Origin of the sequence: Rhodoferax sp. U2-2l, assembly GCF_020594515.1 — a bacterium.
Classification (GTDB): domain Bacteria; phylum Pseudomonadota; class Gammaproteobacteria; order Burkholderiales; family Burkholderiaceae_C; genus Rhodoferax.
Genome location: NZ_JAJCTH010000007.1, coordinates 150,252 through 171,082 on the forward strand (window position 1 = coordinate 150,252; position 20,831 = coordinate 171,082).

At 61.4% G+C, this 20,831-nt stretch carries 23 protein-coding genes; 14 read left to right on the forward strand and 9 right to left on the reverse strand.

The genetic code is table 11. The features are described 5' to 3' along the window. Window positions 1-16 precede the first annotated feature (16 nt). The 9 genes from fdrA to LHU53_RS08685 all read left to right on the forward strand — a co-directional run bounded on the left by fdrA (window position 17) and on the right by LHU53_RS08685 (window position 10,043). Window positions 17-1,564, forward strand: coding sequence for an acyl-CoA synthetase FdrA (gene fdrA / locus LHU53_RS08645; protein WP_227332237.1), 1,548 nt, complete (start codon window positions 17-19; stop codon window positions 1,562-1,564). Further along, window positions 1,564-2,997 (forward strand): DUF1116 domain-containing protein, encoded by a 1,434-nt coding sequence (locus tag LHU53_RS08650; RefSeq protein WP_227332238.1) that lies wholly within the window; start codon window positions 1,564-1,566, stop codon window positions 2,995-2,997. The genes fdrA and LHU53_RS08650 overlap by 1 nt, the downstream gene beginning before the upstream one ends. Before the next feature lie 105 nt (window positions 2,998-3,102). Continuing rightward, on the forward strand, window positions 3,103-4,362 hold the full coding sequence (locus LHU53_RS08655; RefSeq protein WP_227332239.1) for an amidohydrolase family protein: 1,260 nt from the start codon (window positions 3,103-3,105) through the stop codon (window positions 4,360-4,362). A gap of 147 nt (window positions 4,363-4,509) precedes the next feature. Then, the gene (allS, locus tag LHU53_RS08660; protein WP_227332266.1) at window positions 4,510-5,445 is read left to right on the forward strand and encodes an HTH-type transcriptional activator AllS; all 936 of its coding nucleotides are present in this window, start codon (window positions 4,510-4,512) and stop codon (window positions 5,443-5,445) included. 291 nt (window positions 5,446-5,736) lie between these two features. After that, a complete protein-coding gene (locus LHU53_RS08665) occupies window positions 5,737-5,982 on the forward strand; it encodes a hypothetical protein (RefSeq protein ID WP_227332240.1) in 246 nt (81 codons plus the stop codon). Between the two features lie 210 nt (window positions 5,983-6,192). Beyond that, the gene (locus tag LHU53_RS08670; RefSeq protein WP_227332241.1) at window positions 6,193-7,812 is read left to right on the forward strand and encodes a tetrathionate reductase family octaheme c-type cytochrome; all 1,620 of its coding nucleotides are present in this window, start codon (window positions 6,193-6,195) and stop codon (window positions 7,810-7,812) included. A gap of 11 nt (window positions 7,813-7,823) precedes the next feature. Next, window positions 7,824-8,420 carry a cytochrome b/b6 domain-containing protein gene (locus tag LHU53_RS08675; RefSeq protein ID WP_227332242.1) on the forward strand — a complete coding sequence of 199 codons (597 nt, stop codon included), beginning with the start codon at window positions 7,824-7,826 and terminating at the stop codon, window positions 8,418-8,420. Window positions 8,421-8,448: 28 nt separating this feature from the next. After that, entirely contained in the window at window positions 8,449-8,841 is a 393-nt protein-coding gene (locus LHU53_RS08680; protein WP_227332243.1) for a hypothetical protein, read from the forward strand. A gap of 41 nt (window positions 8,842-8,882) precedes the next feature. After that, the gene (locus LHU53_RS08685; protein WP_227332244.1) at window positions 8,883-10,043 is read left to right on the forward strand and encodes a rhodanese-like domain-containing protein; all 1,161 of its coding nucleotides are present in this window, start codon (window positions 8,883-8,885) and stop codon (window positions 10,041-10,043) included. A gap of 34 nt (window positions 10,044-10,077) precedes the next feature. Here the strand turns inward: LHU53_RS08685 and LHU53_RS08690 are convergent, their stop codons facing one another. The 7 genes from LHU53_RS08690 to LHU53_RS08720 form a co-directional block, all read right to left on the reverse strand. Continuing rightward, window positions 10,078-10,782, reverse strand: coding sequence for a Crp/Fnr family transcriptional regulator (locus tag LHU53_RS08690; protein WP_227332245.1), 705 nt, complete (start codon window positions 10,780-10,782; stop codon window positions 10,078-10,080). A gap of 57 nt (window positions 10,783-10,839) precedes the next feature. Further along, window positions 10,840-11,175 carry a helix-turn-helix transcriptional regulator gene (locus LHU53_RS08695; RefSeq protein ID WP_227332246.1) on the reverse strand — a complete coding sequence of 112 codons (336 nt, stop codon included), beginning with the start codon at window positions 11,173-11,175 and terminating at the stop codon, window positions 10,840-10,842. Between the two features lie 153 nt (window positions 11,176-11,328). Then, window positions 11,329-12,636 carry a dihydroorotase gene (locus LHU53_RS08700; RefSeq protein WP_227332247.1) on the reverse strand — a complete coding sequence of 436 codons (1,308 nt, stop codon included), beginning with the start codon at window positions 12,634-12,636 and terminating at the stop codon, window positions 11,329-11,331. A 28-nt stretch (window positions 12,637-12,664) separates the two neighbouring features. Beyond that, on the reverse strand, window positions 12,665-13,627 hold the full coding sequence (locus tag LHU53_RS08705; RefSeq protein ID WP_227332248.1) for an aspartate carbamoyltransferase catalytic subunit: 963 nt from the start codon (window positions 13,625-13,627) through the stop codon (window positions 12,665-12,667). 2 nt (window positions 13,628-13,629) lie between these two features. Then, window positions 13,630-14,127, reverse strand: coding sequence for a bifunctional pyr operon transcriptional regulator/uracil phosphoribosyltransferase PyrR (gene pyrR, locus LHU53_RS08710; RefSeq protein ID WP_227332249.1), 498 nt, complete (start codon window positions 14,125-14,127; stop codon window positions 13,630-13,632). Continuing rightward, window positions 14,124-14,564 (reverse strand): Holliday junction resolvase RuvX, encoded by a 441-nt coding sequence (gene ruvX, locus LHU53_RS08715; RefSeq protein ID WP_227332250.1) that lies wholly within the window; start codon window positions 14,562-14,564, stop codon window positions 14,124-14,126. Before ruvX ends, pyrR begins: the two co-directional genes overlap by 4 nt. A 78-nt stretch (window positions 14,565-14,642) precedes the next feature. Beyond that, window positions 14,643-15,242 carry a YqgE/AlgH family protein gene (locus LHU53_RS08720; RefSeq protein WP_227332251.1) on the reverse strand — a complete coding sequence of 200 codons (600 nt, stop codon included), beginning with the start codon at window positions 15,240-15,242 and terminating at the stop codon, window positions 14,643-14,645. Between the two features lie 33 nt (window positions 15,243-15,275). Here LHU53_RS08720 and LHU53_RS08725 point away from each other — a divergent pair, with 33 nt between their 5' ends. The 4 genes from LHU53_RS08725 to LHU53_RS08735 all read left to right on the forward strand — a co-directional run bounded on the left by LHU53_RS08725 (window position 15,276) and on the right by LHU53_RS08735 (window position 19,096). Continuing rightward, complete coding sequence (locus LHU53_RS08725; RefSeq protein WP_227332252.1) at window positions 15,276-16,751, forward strand: deoxyribodipyrimidine photo-lyase; 1,476 nt, start codon at window positions 15,276-15,278, stop codon at window positions 16,749-16,751. 524 nt (window positions 16,752-17,275) lie between these two features. Then, complete coding sequence (locus LHU53_RS08730; RefSeq protein ID WP_227332253.1) at window positions 17,276-17,776, forward strand: saccharopine dehydrogenase NADP-binding domain-containing protein; 501 nt, start codon at window positions 17,276-17,278, stop codon at window positions 17,774-17,776. 107 nt (window positions 17,777-17,883) lie between these two features. Then, complete coding sequence (locus LHU53_RS19685) at window positions 17,884-18,018, forward strand: hypothetical protein (protein WP_255631963.1); 135 nt, start codon at window positions 17,884-17,886, stop codon at window positions 18,016-18,018. Then, window positions 18,011-19,096, forward strand: a complete 1,086-nt coding sequence (locus LHU53_RS08735) for a flavodoxin family protein (RefSeq protein WP_227332254.1) — start codon at window positions 18,011-18,013, stop codon at window positions 19,094-19,096. Before LHU53_RS19685 ends, LHU53_RS08735 begins: the two co-directional genes overlap by 8 nt. 55 nt (window positions 19,097-19,151) lie before the next feature. Here LHU53_RS08735 and LHU53_RS08740 read toward each other — a convergent pair whose 3' ends face one another. Together LHU53_RS08740 and LHU53_RS08745 are read right to left on the reverse strand one after the other, a co-directional pair. After that, the gene (locus LHU53_RS08740) at window positions 19,152-19,916 is read right to left on the reverse strand and encodes an SGNH/GDSL hydrolase family protein (RefSeq protein ID WP_227332255.1); all 765 of its coding nucleotides are present in this window, start codon (window positions 19,914-19,916) and stop codon (window positions 19,152-19,154) included. After that, window positions 19,891-20,103 carry a hypothetical protein gene (locus LHU53_RS08745; protein ID WP_227332256.1) on the reverse strand — a complete coding sequence of 71 codons (213 nt, stop codon included), beginning with the start codon at window positions 20,101-20,103 and terminating at the stop codon, window positions 19,891-19,893. Before LHU53_RS08745 ends, LHU53_RS08740 begins: the two co-directional genes overlap by 26 nt. A 243-nt stretch (window positions 20,104-20,346) precedes the next feature. Here LHU53_RS08745 and LHU53_RS08750 point away from each other — a divergent pair, with 243 nt between their 5' ends. Continuing rightward, window positions 20,347-20,793, forward strand: a complete 447-nt coding sequence (locus tag LHU53_RS08750) for an OsmC family protein (RefSeq protein ID WP_227332257.1) — start codon at window positions 20,347-20,349, stop codon at window positions 20,791-20,793. The last annotated feature ends 38 nt before the right edge of the window (window positions 20,794-20,831 follow it).

Here is a 20,831-nt window from a genome sequence, read left to right on the forward strand (position 1 = left end):
TAGGAGGTTATTTGTCATGGCAGTGAGAGTCACCATAAAAACCAGTACCTATTTCGATTCGGTATCGCTGATGTCTTTGTCAACGAAAGCCAACCAGATCGAAGGCGTTGACCAGGCGGTCGTCGCCATGGGTACCGAGATGAACAAAGGCGTTTTGCGAAACGTCGGCCTGTTCGTACCGCAAATCGATGAAGCCGGCGCCGGCGACCTGATGATTGTGGTCAAGGCAGCCGACGACGAGGCGTGTGCGCTGGCCCTCGAGAAAATCGAGGCATTGATGAAGACCCGGCGCAAGTCTGGCGGCGCCAAGGAGATGAGCTTCGCCACCCTGTCCAGTGCGTGTGAGCATGTGCCTGAGGCCAATCTGGCCATCGTCGCCGTGCCGGGCGAGTACGCAGCACGTGAAGCGCGTCAAGCGCTCGAGCGCAACCTGCACGTGCTCATGTTCAGCGACAACGTGAGCATCGAGGACGAAGTGGCGCTCAAGCAGTTGGCCCACGACAAAGGTTTGCTGATGATGGGACCTGATTGCGGTACCGCGATCCTTGGCAACACGGGTCTGTGCTTCGCCAATGCGGTGCGCCGCGGCAACATCGGCATCGTCGGCGCGTCGGGCACGGGTAGCCAGGAAATCAGCGTGCGCATCCACGATTTTGGTGGTGGCATCTCGCAGCTGATCGGCACGGGCGGACGCGATCTGTCGGAGCGCGTGGGCGGCATCATGATGATTGACGGCATCCGCGCCTTGGCGGCTGACCCGGCAACCGCGGTCATCGTCCTGGTGTCCAAGCCTGCCCCCAAGAGCGTGGAGAAGAAGGTGCTGGCCGAAATCAAGGCTTGCGGCAAACCGGTCGTGGTCTGCATCCTCGGCGGCGCGGAAGACGCTGTGGTGGAAGCTGGCGGCCATTTCGCACGCGCCACCAAGGAAGCGGCCTTGAAGGCGGTGCTCCTCAGTGGTATCGCTGAATCGGGCATCAACAAGCGCGCCTTGAATCTGCCCCTGATCGCCGAAACACGTTTGAAACTCACGGCCGAGCAGAAGTACATCCGGGCCCTGATGTGCGGCGGCACGCTGTGTGACGAGTTGATGTTCCTGGCCAAGGAGAAGTTCGACAACGTCTACAGCAACATCGCCAAGGATCCCGCGCACCGGATGCGTGATCTCGACGTGAGCCAGGAGCATACGTTCATCGATTTCGGTGATGACGATTTCACCCGCGGTCGTCCGCACCCGATGATCGACCCCTCGCTGCGCATTGAGCGCTTCAAGCGCGAGGCCCAAGACCCGTCCGTCGGCGTCATCGTCATGGACTTCATCATCGGTTTTGGTGCCCACGCCGACCCGGTTGGCGTGACGCTGCCAAGCATCATGGAAGCCAAGGCGCTCGCAGCGCAACAGGGACGTCACCTTGAAATCCTGGCCTATGTGCTGGGCACCGAAATGGACACCCCGGCGCTGAACGAGCAGGTCAAGAAGCTAGAGTCCGCTGGTGTCACGATCGCCAGCAGTTGTACTAACGCCGGTCTGCTTGCGCGCGGCTTTGTTGAAAAGGATGTGAAGTAATGAAACCCATCGAATCTCTCTTTCAGGGTGTCAATGTCGTCAATATCGGCATTGAAATGTTCAAGGACGACATCGCCCGCCAAGGCGCCCCCGTTGTGCATCTGGACTGGCGTCCGCCGGGTGGCAGCAACCCTGCGGTGGTGGCGGCACTGGACAAACTGGCTGATCCCGCATTGGCCGAGCGCATCGAGCGGGCCAACGAGCAGGCGGTGCAGCGCATCATCAACTCGCACCCGGTGCTGGTGGGCTACGGACGGGCGATCGATGTCGTGCCGGGCATGACCAAAACGACCATTCTGCACGCTGGCCCCCCGATCGCCTGGGAGCGCATGAATGGCGCCATGCGGGGTGCTGTCACTGGCGCCCTGGTCTTTGAAGGTCTTGCCACTGACCTCGAAGATGCAGCGCGCGTTGCAGCGTCCGGCGCGATTACCTTCTCGCCCTGCCACGAGCACGCTTGCGTTGGCTCCATGGCCGGCGTGACCTCGGCGTCGATGTACATGCACATCGTGAAGAACAAGACCTATGGCAACGTCGCTTACACCAACTTGAGCGAACAGATGGCGAAGATTCTTCGCATGGGCGCCAACGACGCGAGCGTGATCGAACGCCTGAACTGGATGCGCGATGTCCTGGGCCCGATGCTGAAGGCGGCCCTGGAGCGCGCTGGCGAGATCGACCTGCGACTGATGTTGTCGCAAGCGCTGCATATGGGCGACGAGTGCCACAACCGCAACGTGGCGGGCACCACCTTGTTGATTCAGGCCCTGGCGCCGCACATCCTGGAGGCGGAAGGCTTCACCACAGCGCAAAAGCGTCAGGTGTTTGACTTTGTCGCCAGCAGCGACTACTTCTCGGGTCCGACCTGGATGGCACTGTGCAAGTGCGCGCTGGACGCCGCCCACGGCGTCCCGGACAGCACGATCGTGACGACCATGTGCCGCAACGGCGTCGAATTCGGCATCCGGATCAGCGGCATCCCGGGCAACACCTGGTTCACAGGGCCGGCGCAGCGCGTGGTCGGACCGATGTTTGCGGGCTACAAGCCGGAGGATTCGGGACTCGACATTGGCGACAGCGCCATCACCGAAACCTATGGCATTGGTGGCTTCGCCATGGCGACCGCGCCGGCCATCGTCGCACTGGTGGGCGGCACCATCGACGATGCGATCGGTTTCTCGGTTCGCATGAGCGAGATCACCACGGCAGAGAATCCGAACGTCACGATTCCGTTGCTCGATTTCAAAGGCATCTCCACCGGCATTGACATCCGCAAGGTGGTGCAGACCGGTATCTTGCCGGTCATCAACACCGCCATCGCGCACAAGGACGCCGGTGTCGGGATGATCGGCGCTGGCATCACCTACCCGCCAGCCGAGTGCTTCTATCAAGCACTGTTGGCCTTCTCGGCCAAGTTGTCGGGCGAACACTGATGCTCTAGCGGTAGTATGGCGGCGCGGCGGTAGCGCGGTGGGTGCAGAGCCCACCGCCGCCGCCGCGCCGCCGTACACTTTTTTGCATCACTGGAAGGCCGCGCCATGGACCTCGTTTTTCGCCAAGCACGCATCGCCGACGACACGCCTTTGATGGATGTTGCGATCGAGGGTGCACGCATCTGCGCGATCGCCCCCCAACTGCACGGCCACGGCGCCACTGAGATTGATGCCGCCGGTCGGGTGCTGATGCCTGGGCTGGTGGACTCTCATCTGCATCTGGAGAAAGCGTTCGTGTCAGAACGCCACCCCAACCGCTCCGGCACCCTGCAAGAAGCCATCCACATCACGGCGGCACTGAAGCCGACCTTTACCCACGACGACATCATGTTGCGCGCGCGCCGCTTGCTGCGGGAGCTGTCGCGCTTTGGCTGTACCCACGTGCGGGCCCATGCCGAGTTCGACCCGGCGCAGGGTTTCACCGGCTTCGACGCCGTCCTGGCGCTGCGCCGGGAGTTTGCCGACATCCTGACTATTCAGGTTGTCGCCTTCCCGCAAGAAGGCATTTTGAAGACCCCGGGCACCGACGCGATGATGGTTGAGGCCATGAAGAAGGGCGCGGACGTCGTCGGTGGCATTCCCTACAACGACATGGACGCGCATGCCCACATCGATTGGGTGTTCCGACTGGCACGCGATTTCGACAAAGACATCGATCTGCATCAGGATTTCAGCGATGACGCGCACGCCATGTCCGTCGAGTACCTGGCCCGCAAAACCATCGCTGAAGGCTATGAAGGCCGTGTCAGTGTCGGTCACCTCACCGCGCTGGATGCCTTGCCGCAAGAGCGGCGCAATACGGTGATCGCGCTCTTGCGAGATGCTGGCATGTCCGTCATGTGCCTGCCTGCGACCGACCTGCACTTGGGTGGCCGGCGCGACACAAGCCGGGTGCGCCGGGCGCTCACACCGGTTCGGGCGCTGCGCGCTGGCGGCGTGAACGTCTGCCTGGCCAGCAACAACGTGCGCAACGCCTTCACGCCGTTCGGCAATGGTGATTTGCTGCAGATCGCGGCTTTGGCCATTCCCGCCTGCCATCTTGGTGGCGCCGACGATCTACCGAGTGTCTTGCCGATGCTGACAACGAACCCGGCTCAAGCCATGCGCTTGCCCAACTACGGGCTGGCGGTCGGACGGGATGCCGATCTCGTCCTGCTTGACACCTTACGGGTGGCGGATGTCATGCTGGATTTACCGGTGCGCAACTTCGTCGTCAAACGCGGCCGCGTCGTGGTGAAAACGGCATGTTCGGTGACTCACCTGCATTCTGTTGGTCCCTGCGCTCAACCCGGCTCCTTCTTATAATCACTTTTTTCCCGGTTTGTCGGAGGATTGGCCAGCTGATGTAGATCACATCCGCGGAAGCTCTCCTGGCCGCTTCCGTGGTTCACCGTTTATCGCGGGTGCCACATGCGGCGCACTCGCAGGGGGTTTTACTTGCTCACTTCTCACATGGCCCGGTTTGATGCCGAGGCTTTGCACACCTTCTTCACCGTGGCGAAGCTGCGCAGCTTCTCTGAAGCGGCCGAGGTCTTGCACAAGACGACATCGACCGTCAGCTATCGCATCAAGACCCTTGAAACAAGTCTTGACACCCAGCTTTTCGTGCGGACAACCCGAACGGTGACTTTGACGCCGTCTGGCGCCGTGCTGTTTGCCAAAGCATCCCGCGTTTTCGAGTGGATGGAAACCTTACCGCAGGAAATTCAGCAGGCCAACGATGGCGTCGAAGCCCGCTTTGTGCTCGTCATCAACAACCTGCTTTACAACGCCGATGCCATCGCCTCACTGCTCGCACATCTGGCCAAGCGATTTCCCGGCGTCGAGTTGACGGTGCGGCAGGAGGTCTACATGGGGGTATGGGATGAACTGCGGCACCATGGCGGACAGATGGCGATCGGCGTGCCCGGCTTTGACACCATTGACGACAATTTTTCAACCGTGCCGTTGGGAATCATCAACTGGGTCTTCGTCGTGGCACCCGAGCATCCGCTGGCCACGGCGCCCAAGCCTTTGGGTAACGACAAACTTCGCCGTTTTCCAGCTGTCAATGTCGAAGATACCGCTTGGCAACTCACCAAGCGCACGGCGTGGCGGTTGTCCGGCCAGTCCGAAATCATCGTCCCGGATCTGGATGCCAAGATCGCCTGTCACGTCCGCGGCTTGGGCGGTGGCTTTCTGCCCAAAGCCATGGTGCGTCAACTGGTCCAACGGCATCAACTCATCCAATGCCCGGTGGTGGTGGGGCGTCAGCCCTCGCCGCTCGCGCTGGCCTGGCGGCGCGAAGGCGCCGGAAAGATCACGGCGTATCTGCGCGATCTTTGCCTGGCCCAAGACGATCTGGTCCAGCCGCTGTTTGCCGCCATGGACCCGGTACCGGCCACTTGAAGCCGTGTTGCGGGCTTGGTTGCTCGCAAGCGGCGGTCAAACCCAGGCCAGCGTCTGCAGACCATGATGAACAACAGCGCCTCTGGGCAATCCGGGGGGCAACGCCCGCCTGAATTAACCATCTTCCGAATTAGCCGACACGGCGTGCATGCTGAGCCACAACTCGGCCACCCAAGCCAACGAGCTGGGTGACACCATCTTGAAGGTGGTGACCGAAGCTTATCCCGCCAGGGAAGAAGCCTATGGCGCTGGCTTTGCGGTGCCGGTGTGCGCGGTGGTGAAACCCGTGACATGGTCAAGCTCTACAAACCCGAACCGAAAACCATGTTCCTAGACGCCAAGTTCACGTGGGCCAACGACGGCAGCTACACCTACAAGGCCAAGTATTCTGCGGACCCAACGACATTTTTTGCGGCGGCGAAACGCTCACATCCATTGGCGCTATCGGCCCCAAGAGAGGTTTTCGGGCTGCCAGACGCGGTAGATGCGGCCCTGCTTGCCAAGCTGCTCGATCGCCACCCCGCACCAGGCGACTGATCTCACGGCTCACGGCCTCCAGTTGTTGCCGCCCACTGCAGCCAGGCCACTCCACCAGCCTCGCCCGCGGGTTCAGGTGACGACACGCGTTGACTTGAATCATCCCTGTTGATTTATATCAATACTTGGTTTTATAAGAAACCCAAAATTCATTGGGAAAAATGCGTGTTTCATCACCATGTGAATGAGGGGCTTAACGTGAAGCCGAACTTGAAACCAGGTTACCAGCGCTTGATGCTTGCCGTCTTTTTGGCAGGATGCTTGGGCCTGGCCTCATTGGCAAGCAGCAACGCAACGCAAGCGCAAGAATCGGCCAAGCCGCTCAAGCTCACGACCTCCGCAGACCACGCCAAGTTCCAGGAACTCAAGCAGTTCTTCGCTTCGGGGCCGGAGTTGACCAAGGTGTGCATCAGCTGCCACACCGAGGCGGCGGGCCAGATCCACCGTACCAAACACTGGAAGTGGGAGTTTCTCAACCCCGACACCAACCAGGTGCTGGGCAAGAAAACGGTGGTCAACAATTTCTGCATTTCCATCGCCTCCAACCAGGCCTCCTGCACCGGCTGCCATGTGGGCTACGGCTGGAAAGACAACAATTTTGACTTCAAGTCCGAAGAAAACGTGGACTGCGTGGTGTGTCACGACACCACCGGCAACTACAAAAAACCCGCCGGATTGGCCGGCAACGTGGTCACCAAGGACATGGAGTTCCCCCCCGGCTCCGGCAAAATCCTCAAAGCCATTGACCTGAGCAACATCGCCCAAAAGGTCGGCAAGACCAGCCGCGACACCTGCGGCGGTTGCCACTTCAACGGTGGCGGTGGCGACGGCGTCAAACACGGCGACCTGGACACCTCCATGGCCGCGCCTGACTTTGAGCTGGACGTGCACATGGACGCCTCGGGCCTGGACTTCACCTGTGCCACCTGCCACAAGACCTCGGCCCATGACGTGGCCGGCAGCCGCTACACCGCCACCGGCAAAGACACCAAAGGCGCCCACCTGCGCGGCAATCCGGCCAACGGCAACCCGGCCACCTGTGTGTCGTGCCACGGCAATGGCCCGCACAAAACCAACGTGCGTCTGAACCAACACACCGCCAAACTGGCCTGCCAGACCTGCCATATCCCGGCCTTTGCCCGCGGTGGTGTGCCCACCAAAATGGTCTGGGACTGGTCAGCCGCTGGCAAACGCGACGCCAATGGCCAGCACATCGTGCTCAAGGACGAGAAAGGCCACATCACCTACGAGTCGCGCAAGGGCCAGTTTGTGCTGGCTGAAAACGTGAAACCCGAATACGCCTGGTTCAACGGCACGGTGAACTACACCTTGCTGTCGGACAAGATCGAAAAAAACGCCGAGCCCACCCACATCAACAAGCTCGACGGCAGCCCAACCGACGGCAAATCCATGATCTGGCCGATGAAGGTGATGCGCGGCACCCAGCCGTTTGATCCGATCAACAAAACGCTGATCACCCCGCACACAGCCGGCAACGACGACACCGGCTACTGGAAAAATCTGGACTGGGCCAAAGCCATTCCCGTGGGCATGGCCGATTCCGGCGCACCGTATTCCGGTCAATACGACTTCATCAACACCGAAATGGCCTGGCCGCTCAACCACATGGTGGCGCCCAAAGACAAGGCGCTGGCCTGTGTGGACTGCCATGCCAAGGATGGCCGCCTGGCCGGTCTGCCCGGCATCTACCTGCCCGGTACCCACAGCATGCCGCTGGTGGACAAACTCGGTTGGGGCCTGGCGCTGCTGACACTGCTGGGTGTCCTGGGCCATGGCGCGGTGCGGGTGATGTCCCGCCGCAAAGTTTGAGGAGAAGCCACATGACACAACGTGTTTATCTGTTCAAGGTGTTTGAGCGCCTGTGGCATTGGTCACAAGCCGCCCTGATCATCTTCATGCTGCTCACGGGCTTTGAAATCCATGGCACCTACACCGTGCTCGGCTTTGAGAAAGCGGTGGATTACCACGTGGTGGCCGCGTGGACGCTGGTGGGCGTGTGGGTGTTTGCCATCTTCTGGCACCTCACCACCGGCGAATGGCGTCAGTACATCCCCACTTTTGAGCGCATCGTGGTGATCTCCAACTACTACGCGTCGGGCATCTTCAAGGGCGAACCTCACCCCTTCAAACCCACGTCACAGCAAAAACACAACCCGCTGCAGCGCCTGACGTATCTGGCCATCCTCACGCTCTTGAGCCCGCTGATCTGGATCACCGGCTGGCTCTACCTGTTTTACGCCGACTGGGCCAGGTGGGGCATAAGCAGCCTGCAACTGGAGTGGGTCGCCGTGGGGCACACCATCGGAGCGTTTTTGATGCTGGCTTTTCTGATCTCGCACATCTATCTGATCACCACCGGTCACAAGATCACCTCCCAGGTCAAAGCCATGATCACCGGCTGGGAAGAACTCAGCTGACCCCCCCATTTTTTACAGGAGCATGGATATGACCCACTTCAAAGCACTCACGGGCGCGGCGCTGATCGCCCTGCTGGGCGCCTCGTTCTCGGCACAGGCCTATGACGCTGACTGGAAACGTGGCCGCGTGTATTACCGCAGCGTTTGCACCTCGTGCCACACGGCAGCGCCCATCGGCTCCATCAATCCCAGCACCAAGACCAAGGCCGAATGGAGCGCCTACCTGCTGCTTGACAAACACGCCAAGGGCAAAGACAAGGTCAGCCAATACGTCAGCAAAGCCTACCGCGCCAGCATCCAGGCCACCAACAAGGCGGCCGCCAAGTTTGCCGACACCCCTGATGCCGAACTGATGGAAGACATCAAGGCCTTCTTGATCAAGGGTGCCAAAGACGGTGACGCACCGGCCACCTGCAGTTGATCAGCCCGGCATTTTTCATTGCTTACTTTGTAGGAGCCAACATGATTTCGCACAGACACCCCATCCTTTCGGCGGTCTTGATGGTCGCCGTGACTGCTGGCGCAGCTTGGGTCAGCACCCCGGCACAGGCCCAGGAGGCACCCGCGGCGCAAGTGGCCAAAGCGGGCTGGTACAGCAAGCTGGTCAACGCAGAATTTGTGAAGCAACAAGCCGCCGTGGTCCCCCAAATCGCCGGTGTGATGCTGATCGATTCCCGCCCCACCGTGCGCAAATACGACGTGGGTCATATCCAGACCGCAGTCAACATTCCGGACTCAATGTTCGACAAGCTGGCCCCTACCCTGCTGCCCGCAGACAAATCAACCCTGCTGGTGTTTTACTGCAACGGTCTGGAATGTATGCTGAGCCACAACTCGGCCTTCAAGGCTGAAAAACTGGGCTACACCAATGTGCGGGTCTACGCCGAAGGTTTTCCGGACTGGCTCAAGAATGGCAACCTGCACGCCGTGAGCGTAGCGCATCTCAAGAAGCTGATGGATGAAAAAGCACCCATCACGGTGATTGATGCCCGTCCCAAAGCCCGCAAGTACGACCTGGGCCACATTCCGGGCGCCATCAACCTGCCCGATTCGCAGTTTGACAAGCTGGCCCCCGAGCTGCTGCCCGCCGACAAGGCCACCGCGCTGTTCTTCTACTGCGACGGTCTGGCCTGCAAACTCAGCAATGACTCGGCCACCAAAGCCATCAAACTGGGTTACACCAACGTCAAGGTGATTCCCGAAGGTTACCCGGCCTGGGCCAAGGCCTATGGCGCAGGTCCCACCGCCGCGGATGCCGCCCCCACCGTGAAAGCGGCGCCGGTGATGGAAGCGGGCAAGGAGTCGGGCACCATCACGGTGGCCTCTTTCGAGCGCATCTTCAAAGAGGCGCCCGACAGCGTTTACCTGATTGATGCGCGCGAGCCGCAGGAATTTGCCGCCGGCACCTTCAAGGGCGCGATCAACATGCCCATCAACAGCCTGGAACAAAACATCGACAAGCTGCCCACCGACAAGCCCATCATCTTCTTCTGCGGTGCCGGTGGGCGCAGCGGTGAAGCCCATGACATGGTCAAGCTCTACAAGCCTGAGTTGAAAACCGTGTTTCTGGACGCCGAAATCAAGTGGGCCAAAGACGGCAGCTACACCATCAAGGGCAAGTAGGCCGCGGGCCCACCCGCGTCGATGGCTGTTGACATCAGTCCAGCAAGAGGCTGTCGGGCTGCAAGACGCGGTAAATGCGGCCCTGCTTGTCCAGCTGCTCCATGGCGCCTTCACGCACCAGGCGACTGATCTCGCGGCTCACCGTCTCGAGCTTCAGGTCGAGCATGGCGCCCATGTCTTCGCGGGAAAACAGCATCGATATCTCGCGGTTTTCCGCGCTGCGCATCTTCAGCACCAGGTTGCCCACGCGGCGCCTGGCCGTCCCAAAATTCATGTCAGCCAGCCAATCGTCTGCTTCCTTGAGGGCGTGCTGCCATTTTTTCATCAGCTGGGCATGAAGCCTGGGGCTGCTTGACGACAGCTTGAGAACCACATCCTGGGGAATTCGGCAGACCGATGCCGGTGTCAAGGTGATGGCGTCGCTGTCGTACTGCTGACTGGCCAGCGCCTCCAGGCCCACCACGTCGCCTGCGCGCAACACCCGCACAATCCGTGGGCGCCCGTCCAGGGTGCTGCGCACCAGTTTTACCGTGCCCTGACGCAAGGTGAACACCCCCTTGGCAGCGCTGCCCTCGGTGAACAGGCTGGCACCGGCCGCGTAGTCCAACTCGTCGATGGGCGCGTGAATCAGGCCAAAGTCGTGCTCGTTGAGGTCGGCAAACAGCACCAGTTGACGAACACCACACACCTTGCAGTCCGCCGTACCCCGCCACGCCGACTCTGTCTTGATGGGGATCATGTTCACCTTTCAGGCCTGCAAGCCAGAGCTGGCAGTAGCGAGCGACCCATCGCCCACTCAGGAAGTCGTTTGGCCAGCGATGTGATGGCACATCGCTTCACAAATGGAGACGACGCGCTGGTCCGCGATGCGGTAGAAAATCTGAACGCCTTCGCGGCGCTTGGCCAAAATGCCTGCTTGGTAGAGGGTGTTCAGGTGCTGCGACATGTTGGGCTGCGTGGTGTTGACACGGGTCAACAGGTAACTCACGTTCTTTTCCCCGTCACACAGACAGTTGATGATCCGCAGCCGCATCGGCGCCGACATCACCCGAAACAGATCGGCAGCAGCCTCGAAGGTGGCGTCTGTCTTGACGACTTCAGACTTGTCGCTGTCTTGTGTTGGGGTCGCCATGCGAATACACCTTCGTGATGCCGTGCGGGTTGAATGGGGGTCAAAAAAAGATTGTAGTCCTGCACCGGTTTCCACACCCCTACAAATCAGCCCCGTCTTAAGCATCCAACCGTGGCCAATCCCCATGACCGGGCTGCCACCGACTGCGCCGGATCACCCGGCCCGGTACACCACCCGGCCACCAATCACGGTGCAACGCACCCGGCCAGGCAGCTCGTAACCCGAGAACGGCGTGTGTTTGCCCTGGCTTACCAGTGCATCGGCTCTCACCGTCCAGGCGGCTTGTGGGTCAAACACGCACACATCACCCAAGCCACCCACAGCCAGATGGCCGGTGCGGCCCTGGCGTGTGCCGATGGCCTTGCCCAGCAGCGCGGCGGGGCTGTCGGTGACGACCGAGAGGGCCCGTTGCAAGGGTGCGCCGCTGTCCAGATGCCACTTAAAAGCCAGGCTCAGCAGCAACTCCAGCCCGGTGGCGCCGGGTTCACTCTCGGCAAACGGCAGCATCTTGGCGTCGTCATCGACCGGTGTGTGGTCCGACACCAGCGCGTCAATCGTGCCGTCGAGCAGACCGGCACGCAGCGCGTCGCGGTCACGCTGCTGGCGCAACGGCGGGGTCAGGCGGGCGCGGCTGTCAAAGTAGCCCATGTCGGTGTCGGTCAGGTGCAGCGAGTTGATGCTGACATCGCAGGTCAGCAGCAAACCCTGCGCCTTGGCCTGGCGCACCAGCTCGACGCCAGCGGCGCTGCTGATGCGGCACAGGTGTACGCGTGCGCCGGTGGCACGCATCAGCTCAAAAATGGTGTGCATCGCAATCGTTTCAGCCATCACCGGCACGCCGCTCAGGCCCATGCGTGTGGCGAGCGGGCCGCTGGCGGCCACACCCTGGCCCAGGAACGCGTCCTGCGGGCGCAGCCAGACGGCGTAACCAAAAGTGCTGGCGTACTGGAAAGCCCGCTGCAGCACCTGGGTGTTGGAGAGCGCCACCTCAGCCTGACTGAAGGCGACACAACCGGCGTCGGTGAGTTCGACCATCTCGGTCAGCACCGTGCCTTGCAGGTTGCGCGTCAGGGCACCCAGCGGGTAGACCCGGGCCTGTTGCAATTTTTCGGCGCGAAACCGCAGCATCTCGACCAGACCGGACTCGTCGAGCACCGGGTCGGTGTCGGGCTGGCAGACCAGGCTGGTGATGCCACCGGCCACCGCCGCCGACATCTCCGACTCCAGCATGCGGGCGTGCTCGTAACCGGGTTCACGCAGGCGCACCGCCAGGTCCACCAGGCCGGGTAACACCAGGCAGCCCGTGGCGTCGATGGTGAGTTCGGGTGAAAAATCAGGCGCTACATCGCCAATAGCAAGCACGGCATTGCCAGCCAGGGCCACATCGGCTTTTTGGTCGTAACCGCTGGCCGGATCGATGACCCGCCCGCCTCGGATCAGCACAGTCTTGGGTGTGTTCATAACAGTCGTCTCGGTGAATGGGGGAGGCTCAGGGCTCGTTGCCGGCCACGATGCTCATGACCGCCATGCGCACCGCAATACCAAAGGTGACCTGCGGCAGGATCACGCTGTGCGCGCCGTCGACCACCGCCGAGTCAATCTCGACGCCACGGTTGATCGGGCCGGGGTGCATCACGATGGCATCACTCTTGGCCAGTTGCAGCTTCTCGGGCGTCAGGCCAAAACTCTTGAAAAACTCCTGGCTGGAGGGCAGCAGCGCGCCGCTCATGCGCTCGTTTTGCAGGCGCAGCATGATGATCACGTCGCAGCCTTTGATGCCTTCTTCGAGCGTGTGGCAGACCCGCACACCCATCTGCGCCATGTCGCTCGGCACCAGGGTTTTGGGGCCGACCACCCGCACCTCGGCGCATCCCAGGGTGGTCAGGGCGTGGATATCGGAGCGCGCCACGCGTGAATGCAACACGTCGCCGACGATGGCCACGGTCAGGTTGGAAAAGTCTTTTTTGTAGTGCCGGATGGTGTACATGTCCAGCAGGCCCTGGGTCGGGTGCGCGTGGCGGCCGTCACCAGCGTTGACCACATGCACATGCGGCGCCACATGCTGGGCGATCAGGTAGGGTGCGCCCGACTCGCTGTGGCGCACCACAAAAATATCGGCGGCCATCGCGGAAAGGTTGGCAATGGTGTCGAGTAACGACTCCCCCTTGGACGCCGAGGACTTGGTGATGTCCAGATTGATCACGTCAGCACTCAAGCGTTTGGCGGCGATCTCGAAGGTGGTGCGGGTGCGCGTGGAGTTCTCAAAAAACAGGTTGAAGACACTTTTGCCACGCAGCATCGGCACCTTTTTCACCTCACGGTCACTCACCGAGACGAAATTCGTCGCGGTGTCGAGCACATGGGTCAGCACACTTTTGGGCAGGCCTTCGGTGGACAACAGGTGAATCAGCTCACCGTGTTTGTTGAGTTGCGGGTTGTTTTTATACAGCATGGTCAGCGCACTTTCACGTTAAAACTGAAACGGCCGGACTCGTCGCGCGCCAGGCTCAGCGACTGGTTGGCCGCCAGATGGATGCGCGCGGCGCACATGTCGGCCGCAATCGGCAGCTCGCGCCCGCCCCGGTCCACCAGCACCGCCAGCTTGATGCTGGCCGGGCGGCCAAAGTCAAACAGCTCGTTGATGACCGCACGGATGGTGCGGCCCGTGAACAGCACGTCGTCGAGCAGCAGGATGTGCGACCCCGTCACATCAAACGGAATCTGCGTCTGGGCGGCGGCAGCCATGCCGCGGCTGGCGTAGTCGTCACGGTGCATGGCGGACGAAATCACGCCGATCGGCTCGGTCAGCCCCAGGTCTTGCTGCAGGCGTTGCGCCAGCCAGACGCCGCCGGAGGTGATGCCCATCAGGCGCATGCCGGGTTTGAACACCATCTTCACACTGGCCAGCAAGTCGCCATACAGGGCTTCGGCATCGAGTTCGAGCATGCTCATGGGGGCAGATTCCTTAAAAATTGTTCCAGGATGATGCAGGCGGCCGCCGCATCGGCATCGCGGGCGCCGCCTGACAGGGCTTCGGTGGTGGTGTAGCGCTCGTCCACCTCAAACACCGGCAGCTTGAAGCGCCCATGCAACTGGCGGGCAAAACGCCGGGCGCGCGCGGTGTTTTCATGCGCGGCACCGTCCGGGTGAAACGGCACGCCAACCACCAGCGCGTCAGGCTGCCATTCTTTGAGCTGGGCGGCAATCTTGACAAAGCGCGCGTCGCCCTCGGCGGTGATCGTGCCTTGCGGCTGGGCGGTGCGCAGCAGGCGGTTGCCCACGGCAAAACCGGTGCGCTTGATGCCAAAGTCCAGCGCCAGAAAGGTTTGCAGCTTAGGTGCGACGGCGGCTGTGGCGACGAGCGCTTGATCCGTTGGGGCTAGAACCATAGGGGATGCTCACTGTGTCGAAGCGCTTGCCCTTCAGGGGGAAGGCCGGGAGGGGGGCTGGCGCCCACTGGCTTCACGTCAGGCATGACCCGCTTCGCCCGACAACATCCAGGCCTCCAGGCCCAGCAGTTGCAAAGCCTGGGTGTAGCGCTGGTCCACCGGGGTATCAAAAATCAGCCGGGCATCGGCCTCGACCGTGAGCCAGGCGTTGTCGATCAGTTCTGACTCCAGCTGCCCCTCACCCCAGGCTGAATATCCCAATGAAATCATCACCTTGCGCGGCCCTGAGCCGGTGGAGATGGCCTCCAGCACATCCCGCGAGGTGGTCATCTCCAGGCCGCCGGGGATGATCATGGTCGATGAGTACACCGGGTCGGTGGGTTTGTCAGCGTCTTTGAAGATGGCTTCGTGCAGCACAAAACCGCGTTCGGTCTGCACCGGGCCACCGTAAAACACCGGGTCGTCGCTGAGGTCGGGGCGCATCAAGGGCAGTTCGACCTTGTCAAACAGGCCTTTGAGCGAAATGTCGCAGGGTTTGTTGATGACCAGCCCAAGCGCGCCGCGCTCGTTGTGTTCACACAAATAAACGACGCTGCGCGAGAAAAGCGGATCCTGCAGCCCGGGCATGGCGATCAAAAAATGATTCGTCAGGTTGGTGGAGGCAGAATCTGAGCTCATCAAACCATTTTAGCGACGAACATCCCGCAACCCATGAGCTACGAATTTGACACCGGATTGATGTGGTTCCGCCGCGATTTGCGTACCAACGATAACGCCACGCTACACCAGGCGCTGAGCCGCTGCCGCTTGGTGCACTGCGTTTTTGTGTTCGACACGACGATTCTGGACGCCTTGCCGCGTGTGGACCGGCGGGTGGAATTCCTCCGCGAATCCTTATCCGAACTGGATGAGGCGCTGCGACTTTTGAGCGGCCATGCGACCGGCGGCCTGATCGTGCGCCATGCGGTGGCCAGCGACGCGTTGCCACGTCTGGCACGGCAACTGCAAGTGCAGGTCGTGTTTGCAGGGCGCGACGATGAGCCGGACGCCCTGGCGCGTGATACCGCAGTGGCCGACGCTTTGCAGGTTGACGGCATCACACTGGTGACCTGCAAAGACCATGTGATTTTTGAGCGCCGCGAAATCCTGACACAAGGCGGCACGGTGTATGGCGTGTTCACGCCGTACAAAAACAACTGGCTGTCGCGCCTGGCGCCCGAACATCTGGCCGACCACCCGATCAAGAACCTCGCGCACCGGCTGGCGCCGCGTCCGCCCGAATGCCGGGCGCCGGTGCCCAGCCTGGCCGACATCGGGTTTGCACCCAGCAACCTGGCCACCCTGAAAATCCCCACCGGCATGTCGGGCGGCGCCCAGTTGTTTGAAGACTTTTTTGAGCGCATGGACCGCTACGACAGCACGCGCGACTTCCCCGCTCTCAAGGGGCCGAGTTACCTGGGTGTGCACCTGCGTTTTGGCACGGTGTCGGTGCGCCAGCTGGTAGCCACCGCCTGGCAGCGGCAACTGGCGGGCAGCCGCGGCGCCGCAGTCTGGCTGAGCGAGCTGGTCTGGCGCGACTTTTATGTCTCTATCCTGGCGAACTTCCCGCATGTGGCCACACACGCCTTCAAGCCCGAATACGACGCCATCCAATGGGAAAGTGGCCCACACGCCGAGGCGCTGTTTGCCGCCTGGTGCGAGGGACGCACGGGTTACCCGCTGGTGGACGCCGCCATGGCGCAGATCAACGAGACCGGCTACATGCACAACCGCCTGCGCATGGTGGTGGGCAGTTTTCTGGTGAAAGACCTGGGGCTTGACTGGCGCTGGGGCGAGTCCTACTTTGCCACGCACCTGAACGACTTTGACTTGAGTGCCAACAACGGCGGCTGGCAGTGGGTGGCCTCCAGCGGCTGTGATGCGCAGCCTTACTTTCGCATCTTCAACCCCATCAGCCAGAGCGAAAAGTTTGACCCGCAAGGCAAGTTCATCCGGCGTTACCTGCCGCAGTTGGCCAAGCTATCCAATAAAAGCATCCACGCGCCGTGGCTCGCCAAACCGCTGGAGCTGCAGGCAGCAGGTGTCACGCTGGGTGGCAATTACCCACTTCCGGTGGTGCAGCACGATGAGGCCCGCGCCAAAACCCTGGCGCGTTACGCGGTGGTGAAAAAGGCCGCGGCCCAATAGGTCAGAAGCCTGATCAACCAGCGGACGCGGCTTGATCAGCGCTCAATCCTTGTGTGGCAGCGGGTAGGGTATTGGGGCCCACCTCAGACGCGCTTCGCTTTGCGACATCGGTGGTCCCCAATACCCCACCCGCTGCGGCAAGCGCCCGGGTTCGGCAACTTTCAAAGTTTGAGCGGCAATGCAGGGATTGGTGCAGAGGATGCAACCAAGTGACTCATTGACCCCTGTTACCCGTCTGTATGGTTCGCTTACGGGTGGCAGGTGATGGATTGGGGCGGCGTCCTCGTACTGTCAAAGGCCCAGAAATTGGCCGCTCCCCCTACCCATCTCCTGCATGCCGACGCTGTTGGAACTCCAACACGGGACTCAAAGTCAACCGATCGCAAGTGACGAGTCAGCAGCGGGAGCAGTCACAGATTTTTTGATCGTGAATGACTCTTGACGACCAGGAGCCGGTATTGGGGAGTGGCGCTTGAAAGCCGTCATTCGACACGCCGAATTCTCGATACCGGTCATCGCTCAGGGTGCCGCGGCACCTGTCTCACGTTCGGGATGACTGTGTTCTCCTCCTTGCCGAGTCCCTGGCTGGCGTCTGCGTCCTGCTGGACTGCGCCGGGCCGTTTGCCAACACCTCGGAGCCGCTGATGCGCGCCTGTATCGAGGCTGGCGCGCACTACCTCGACATCACCGCGGAGATCAACGTCTATCGGCTGGGCGAACGCCTCAGTTTGGAGTCCGCCCGCTCCTGTGTGATGCTGCTGCCTGGCGTGGGTTGGGACATGGTGCCGACCGACAGCCTGGCGCAGCAGTTCTCGCGGGTTGCACACCCCGTCTTGCCGCGAATTGCCCTGCAGGTTGCCACCGCCATGTCCCGTGGATCGGCCATCCGTGCCGGCGAGATTGTGGGCGCGTGGCTGATGGCGCGTGTGGACGGCGCATTGGTTTACACACCGCATGCCATGTCGGCACTGTTCAACTTCGGCGATGGGAATGTAACCTGTGCGCCGTTGACCACGATGCCATAACCGAACAACTATGGCCTCTTTGATGACGTCCAGTACGTGCGCCACCTAACAGACGCAGTCAGTCCTGGACAGCGTTAATTCGAACTATGCAACCAGACAAACTACCCGTGACACCTCAAGTTGGAACGACACCCCCGGCGCCACCGCCAGCCGTTTTGCCCGAGTGTGAGGAGCCGGATTTTGTCGAAGGCCATGAAGATCCGGCGCAGTCCGAAGAGTTGGAGCGACAACAAGATGCCTGATCAAACGCCTATTCGCATCCGAAAGGGGCAAGCGCCCAAACCCATCACCCGCGCCGAGTTCCATGCGCTATTCAATGTGCGTTTTTATGACCCTGCATTTGAGGTAGAGCGCGCAGCTATTGACCGACTCGAAGCCATCGCCTGGAAGGCGATTCAAGACGGGCGCAAAGCGCCGCTCACCCAGGCGGCTGGCCGTGGTTTTGCCGACCCGACCTACCAGATTTCGGTGCAGTGGCTGGACACCCGAAAACGGCTCAAGGCGGCCCAAAAACACTGGCAAGACCCGTCCACCCCAACCCGTGTCTTGCTCATCTGTGGCAGCGCCCGCAATGATGGGACCTGTCCGGGTGAAATCTCAAAGACCTGGCGCCTGACCGAGATGGCCCAACAGGTCGTGCAGAGTCTGGGGGCCGAGGCGGACGTGCTGGACCTCAGCCTGGTGACCTCAGAATATGGTCGGACCATCCAGCCGTGCAAAGGCTGTGTATCGAGCGCCATGCCCTTGTGCCATTGGCCCTGCACGTGTTACCCCAACCACGCACTCAACCAGGCCGACGACTGGATGGCCGAGATTTATGAGCGTTGGGTCGCCGCGCACGCGGTGATCGTCCTCACACCCACCTATTGGTACCAGTCACCCAGCCCATTGAAACTGATGATGGATCGCATGGTTTGTGCGGACGGTGGCAACCCCGACCCGACCACCACCCATGGCAAACGCGTGGCTGAGGCGAAGTTGATCGAGCAGCAAGGTTGGGACTACCCAAAACACCTGGCCGGGCGCGCCTTTGGTGTGGTCGTCCATGGCGACGTGGCGGGTGTCGAGTCGCACCGACGCAACCTGGTGGACTGGCTGGCGTGGATGGGTTTGATTGATGCGGGTGCCGCCGCCACACTGGACCGTTATGTCGGTTACTACGAACCCTACTTTGACAGCCACAACGCGCTGGACCGAGACAAAGCCGTTCAGGAAGAGGTGCGCAACGTGGCCCGCGCTGTGGTGGGTACAGCCAAGAAGCTGCGCGCGGCGCCGTTGGACCCCGCCGACCGCCCCCTCCGGTCCCCGCGCCCCAAGTGAAAGACGAGCCGCACGAGGTGACGTCTGATTGGCAATAACGCTGTTGCCGTCCTATTCAGCGTGAATGCGAGGGCGCCGAAAGACGCGCCCGCACATCGGCCTGCACCATCAGTTCTGAAAACCACAGCTGGTATCCGGCATCACTGGGGTGAAGCCCGTCGGTGGCGTTCAATTGGGGTTGCAAAACGAACGGGTCGTCTGCGCTTTCGTGAAAGAGATTGACATACAGCGCTGAGTGGGTGGCTGCAGCTTCCCGTACCAAGGCGTGCAATTTGCGCGAGCGCCAGGTCATCAGCCAGGACACCGGTGCCAAAAAAAACGGCGCATTGCCCACATTGCCGGCGGGCATCAGCACCACCAGCTCAGCCAGTTGGCGCGCCCGCTGCGTCACGCGTTCGACATCCCTGTGTAATGCCTCCATGCCACGCAGGCGAATGACGTCATTGCCCCCGGCCATCACCAGCACCATGTCAAAGTGGTCGTGACCGCTGAGTTGTGACAGCAGGTCCGCGAACGTCGCACCGTCCTGCGACCGGTTGTTGATCAGCAAGTTGGGGAAGCTCTGACCGAGCAAGCCCGCCACGCTGGCTTGTGCCCCGCTGGCACCGGTGCCCACGGCGGTGCTGTCGCCCACGATGAGCAGCCTCTTGGACGGTTGCTCGGGTGCGTGTTGCAGCGGTTCGCTTCGCCTTGTCAACTCAACCGATTCGCGCAACAGCCAGGCGGCTCTGGCGCCCATCAGCAGAACGATGGCCGCAGCGCTCCAAAGTAGAACCCGCACTGCCGAACCGTTTTCAAGCCGCAGCAAAGTCAAGTCCATGTTGTTGCAAGATAGGGACCGCTGCCATGGCAAGGCTGTTCGTGGGCACTGCGTCGGCGCGGCCCAAATCCTCCGGGTTCGCCGCAGCACCAGCGGCAGCACCGCCCAGTGCGCAGGCAACGGCGTGCTTGGCAAGCTTTTCGTCAGTACGTACGGTGGTGGATGGTGGCGGGGTCAACGGGTTCATGTGCTTCTCCGCAAGGAATGGACGATGGCACGAGCACGATGCCCGGACCGGAAACGGTAGGGTGACCTTAGTTCTGCGACTGTGGGCCCGTCTGTTTGACAGCGTACGGTGTGACACGGCCACATCGTCAACAGAAGTCCCTCCTGTCAGTCACCGCGCGGGTTGGTACGTTGAGCAACAGACCCGGTCGATCTTTACCCCGACGATGAACCGCTTCTTCAACCATTTCTGAAAGATTCCACCATGACTGAAAAAATCGCCAATGTGCATTGGGAAGGTCCGGGCAAGACGGGGCAGGGTCAGATCAGCACCGAGACCGGTGCGCTGGAGCGTTATCCCTACGGTTTTGCCAGCCGCTTCGAAGACGACCGCAAGGGCACCAACCCTGAAGAGTTGCTGGCCGCCGCGCATGCCGCTTGTTTCTCGATGGCGTTCTCATTTGCCTGCGACAAGGCAGGATTTGCCACCCGCAAGCTTGACACACAGGCCCGCGTGCGTTTGGCGCCTCAGGGCGAAGCCTTCGTGATCGACCGCATCAGCCTGACGCTGAACGCCAGCGTGCCCGGCCTGGACGAGGCTCGGTTCCAGGAAATCGCTGCGTCGGCCAAACGTGATTGCCCATTGTCCAAGGCGCTGGCCAGCGTGGCCGAGATCAGTTTGCAGGCCACGCTGGACCAGGGAGCCCCATGACCCCAGCCGCAGCGCTCACCACGTCACTGCCCAACGTC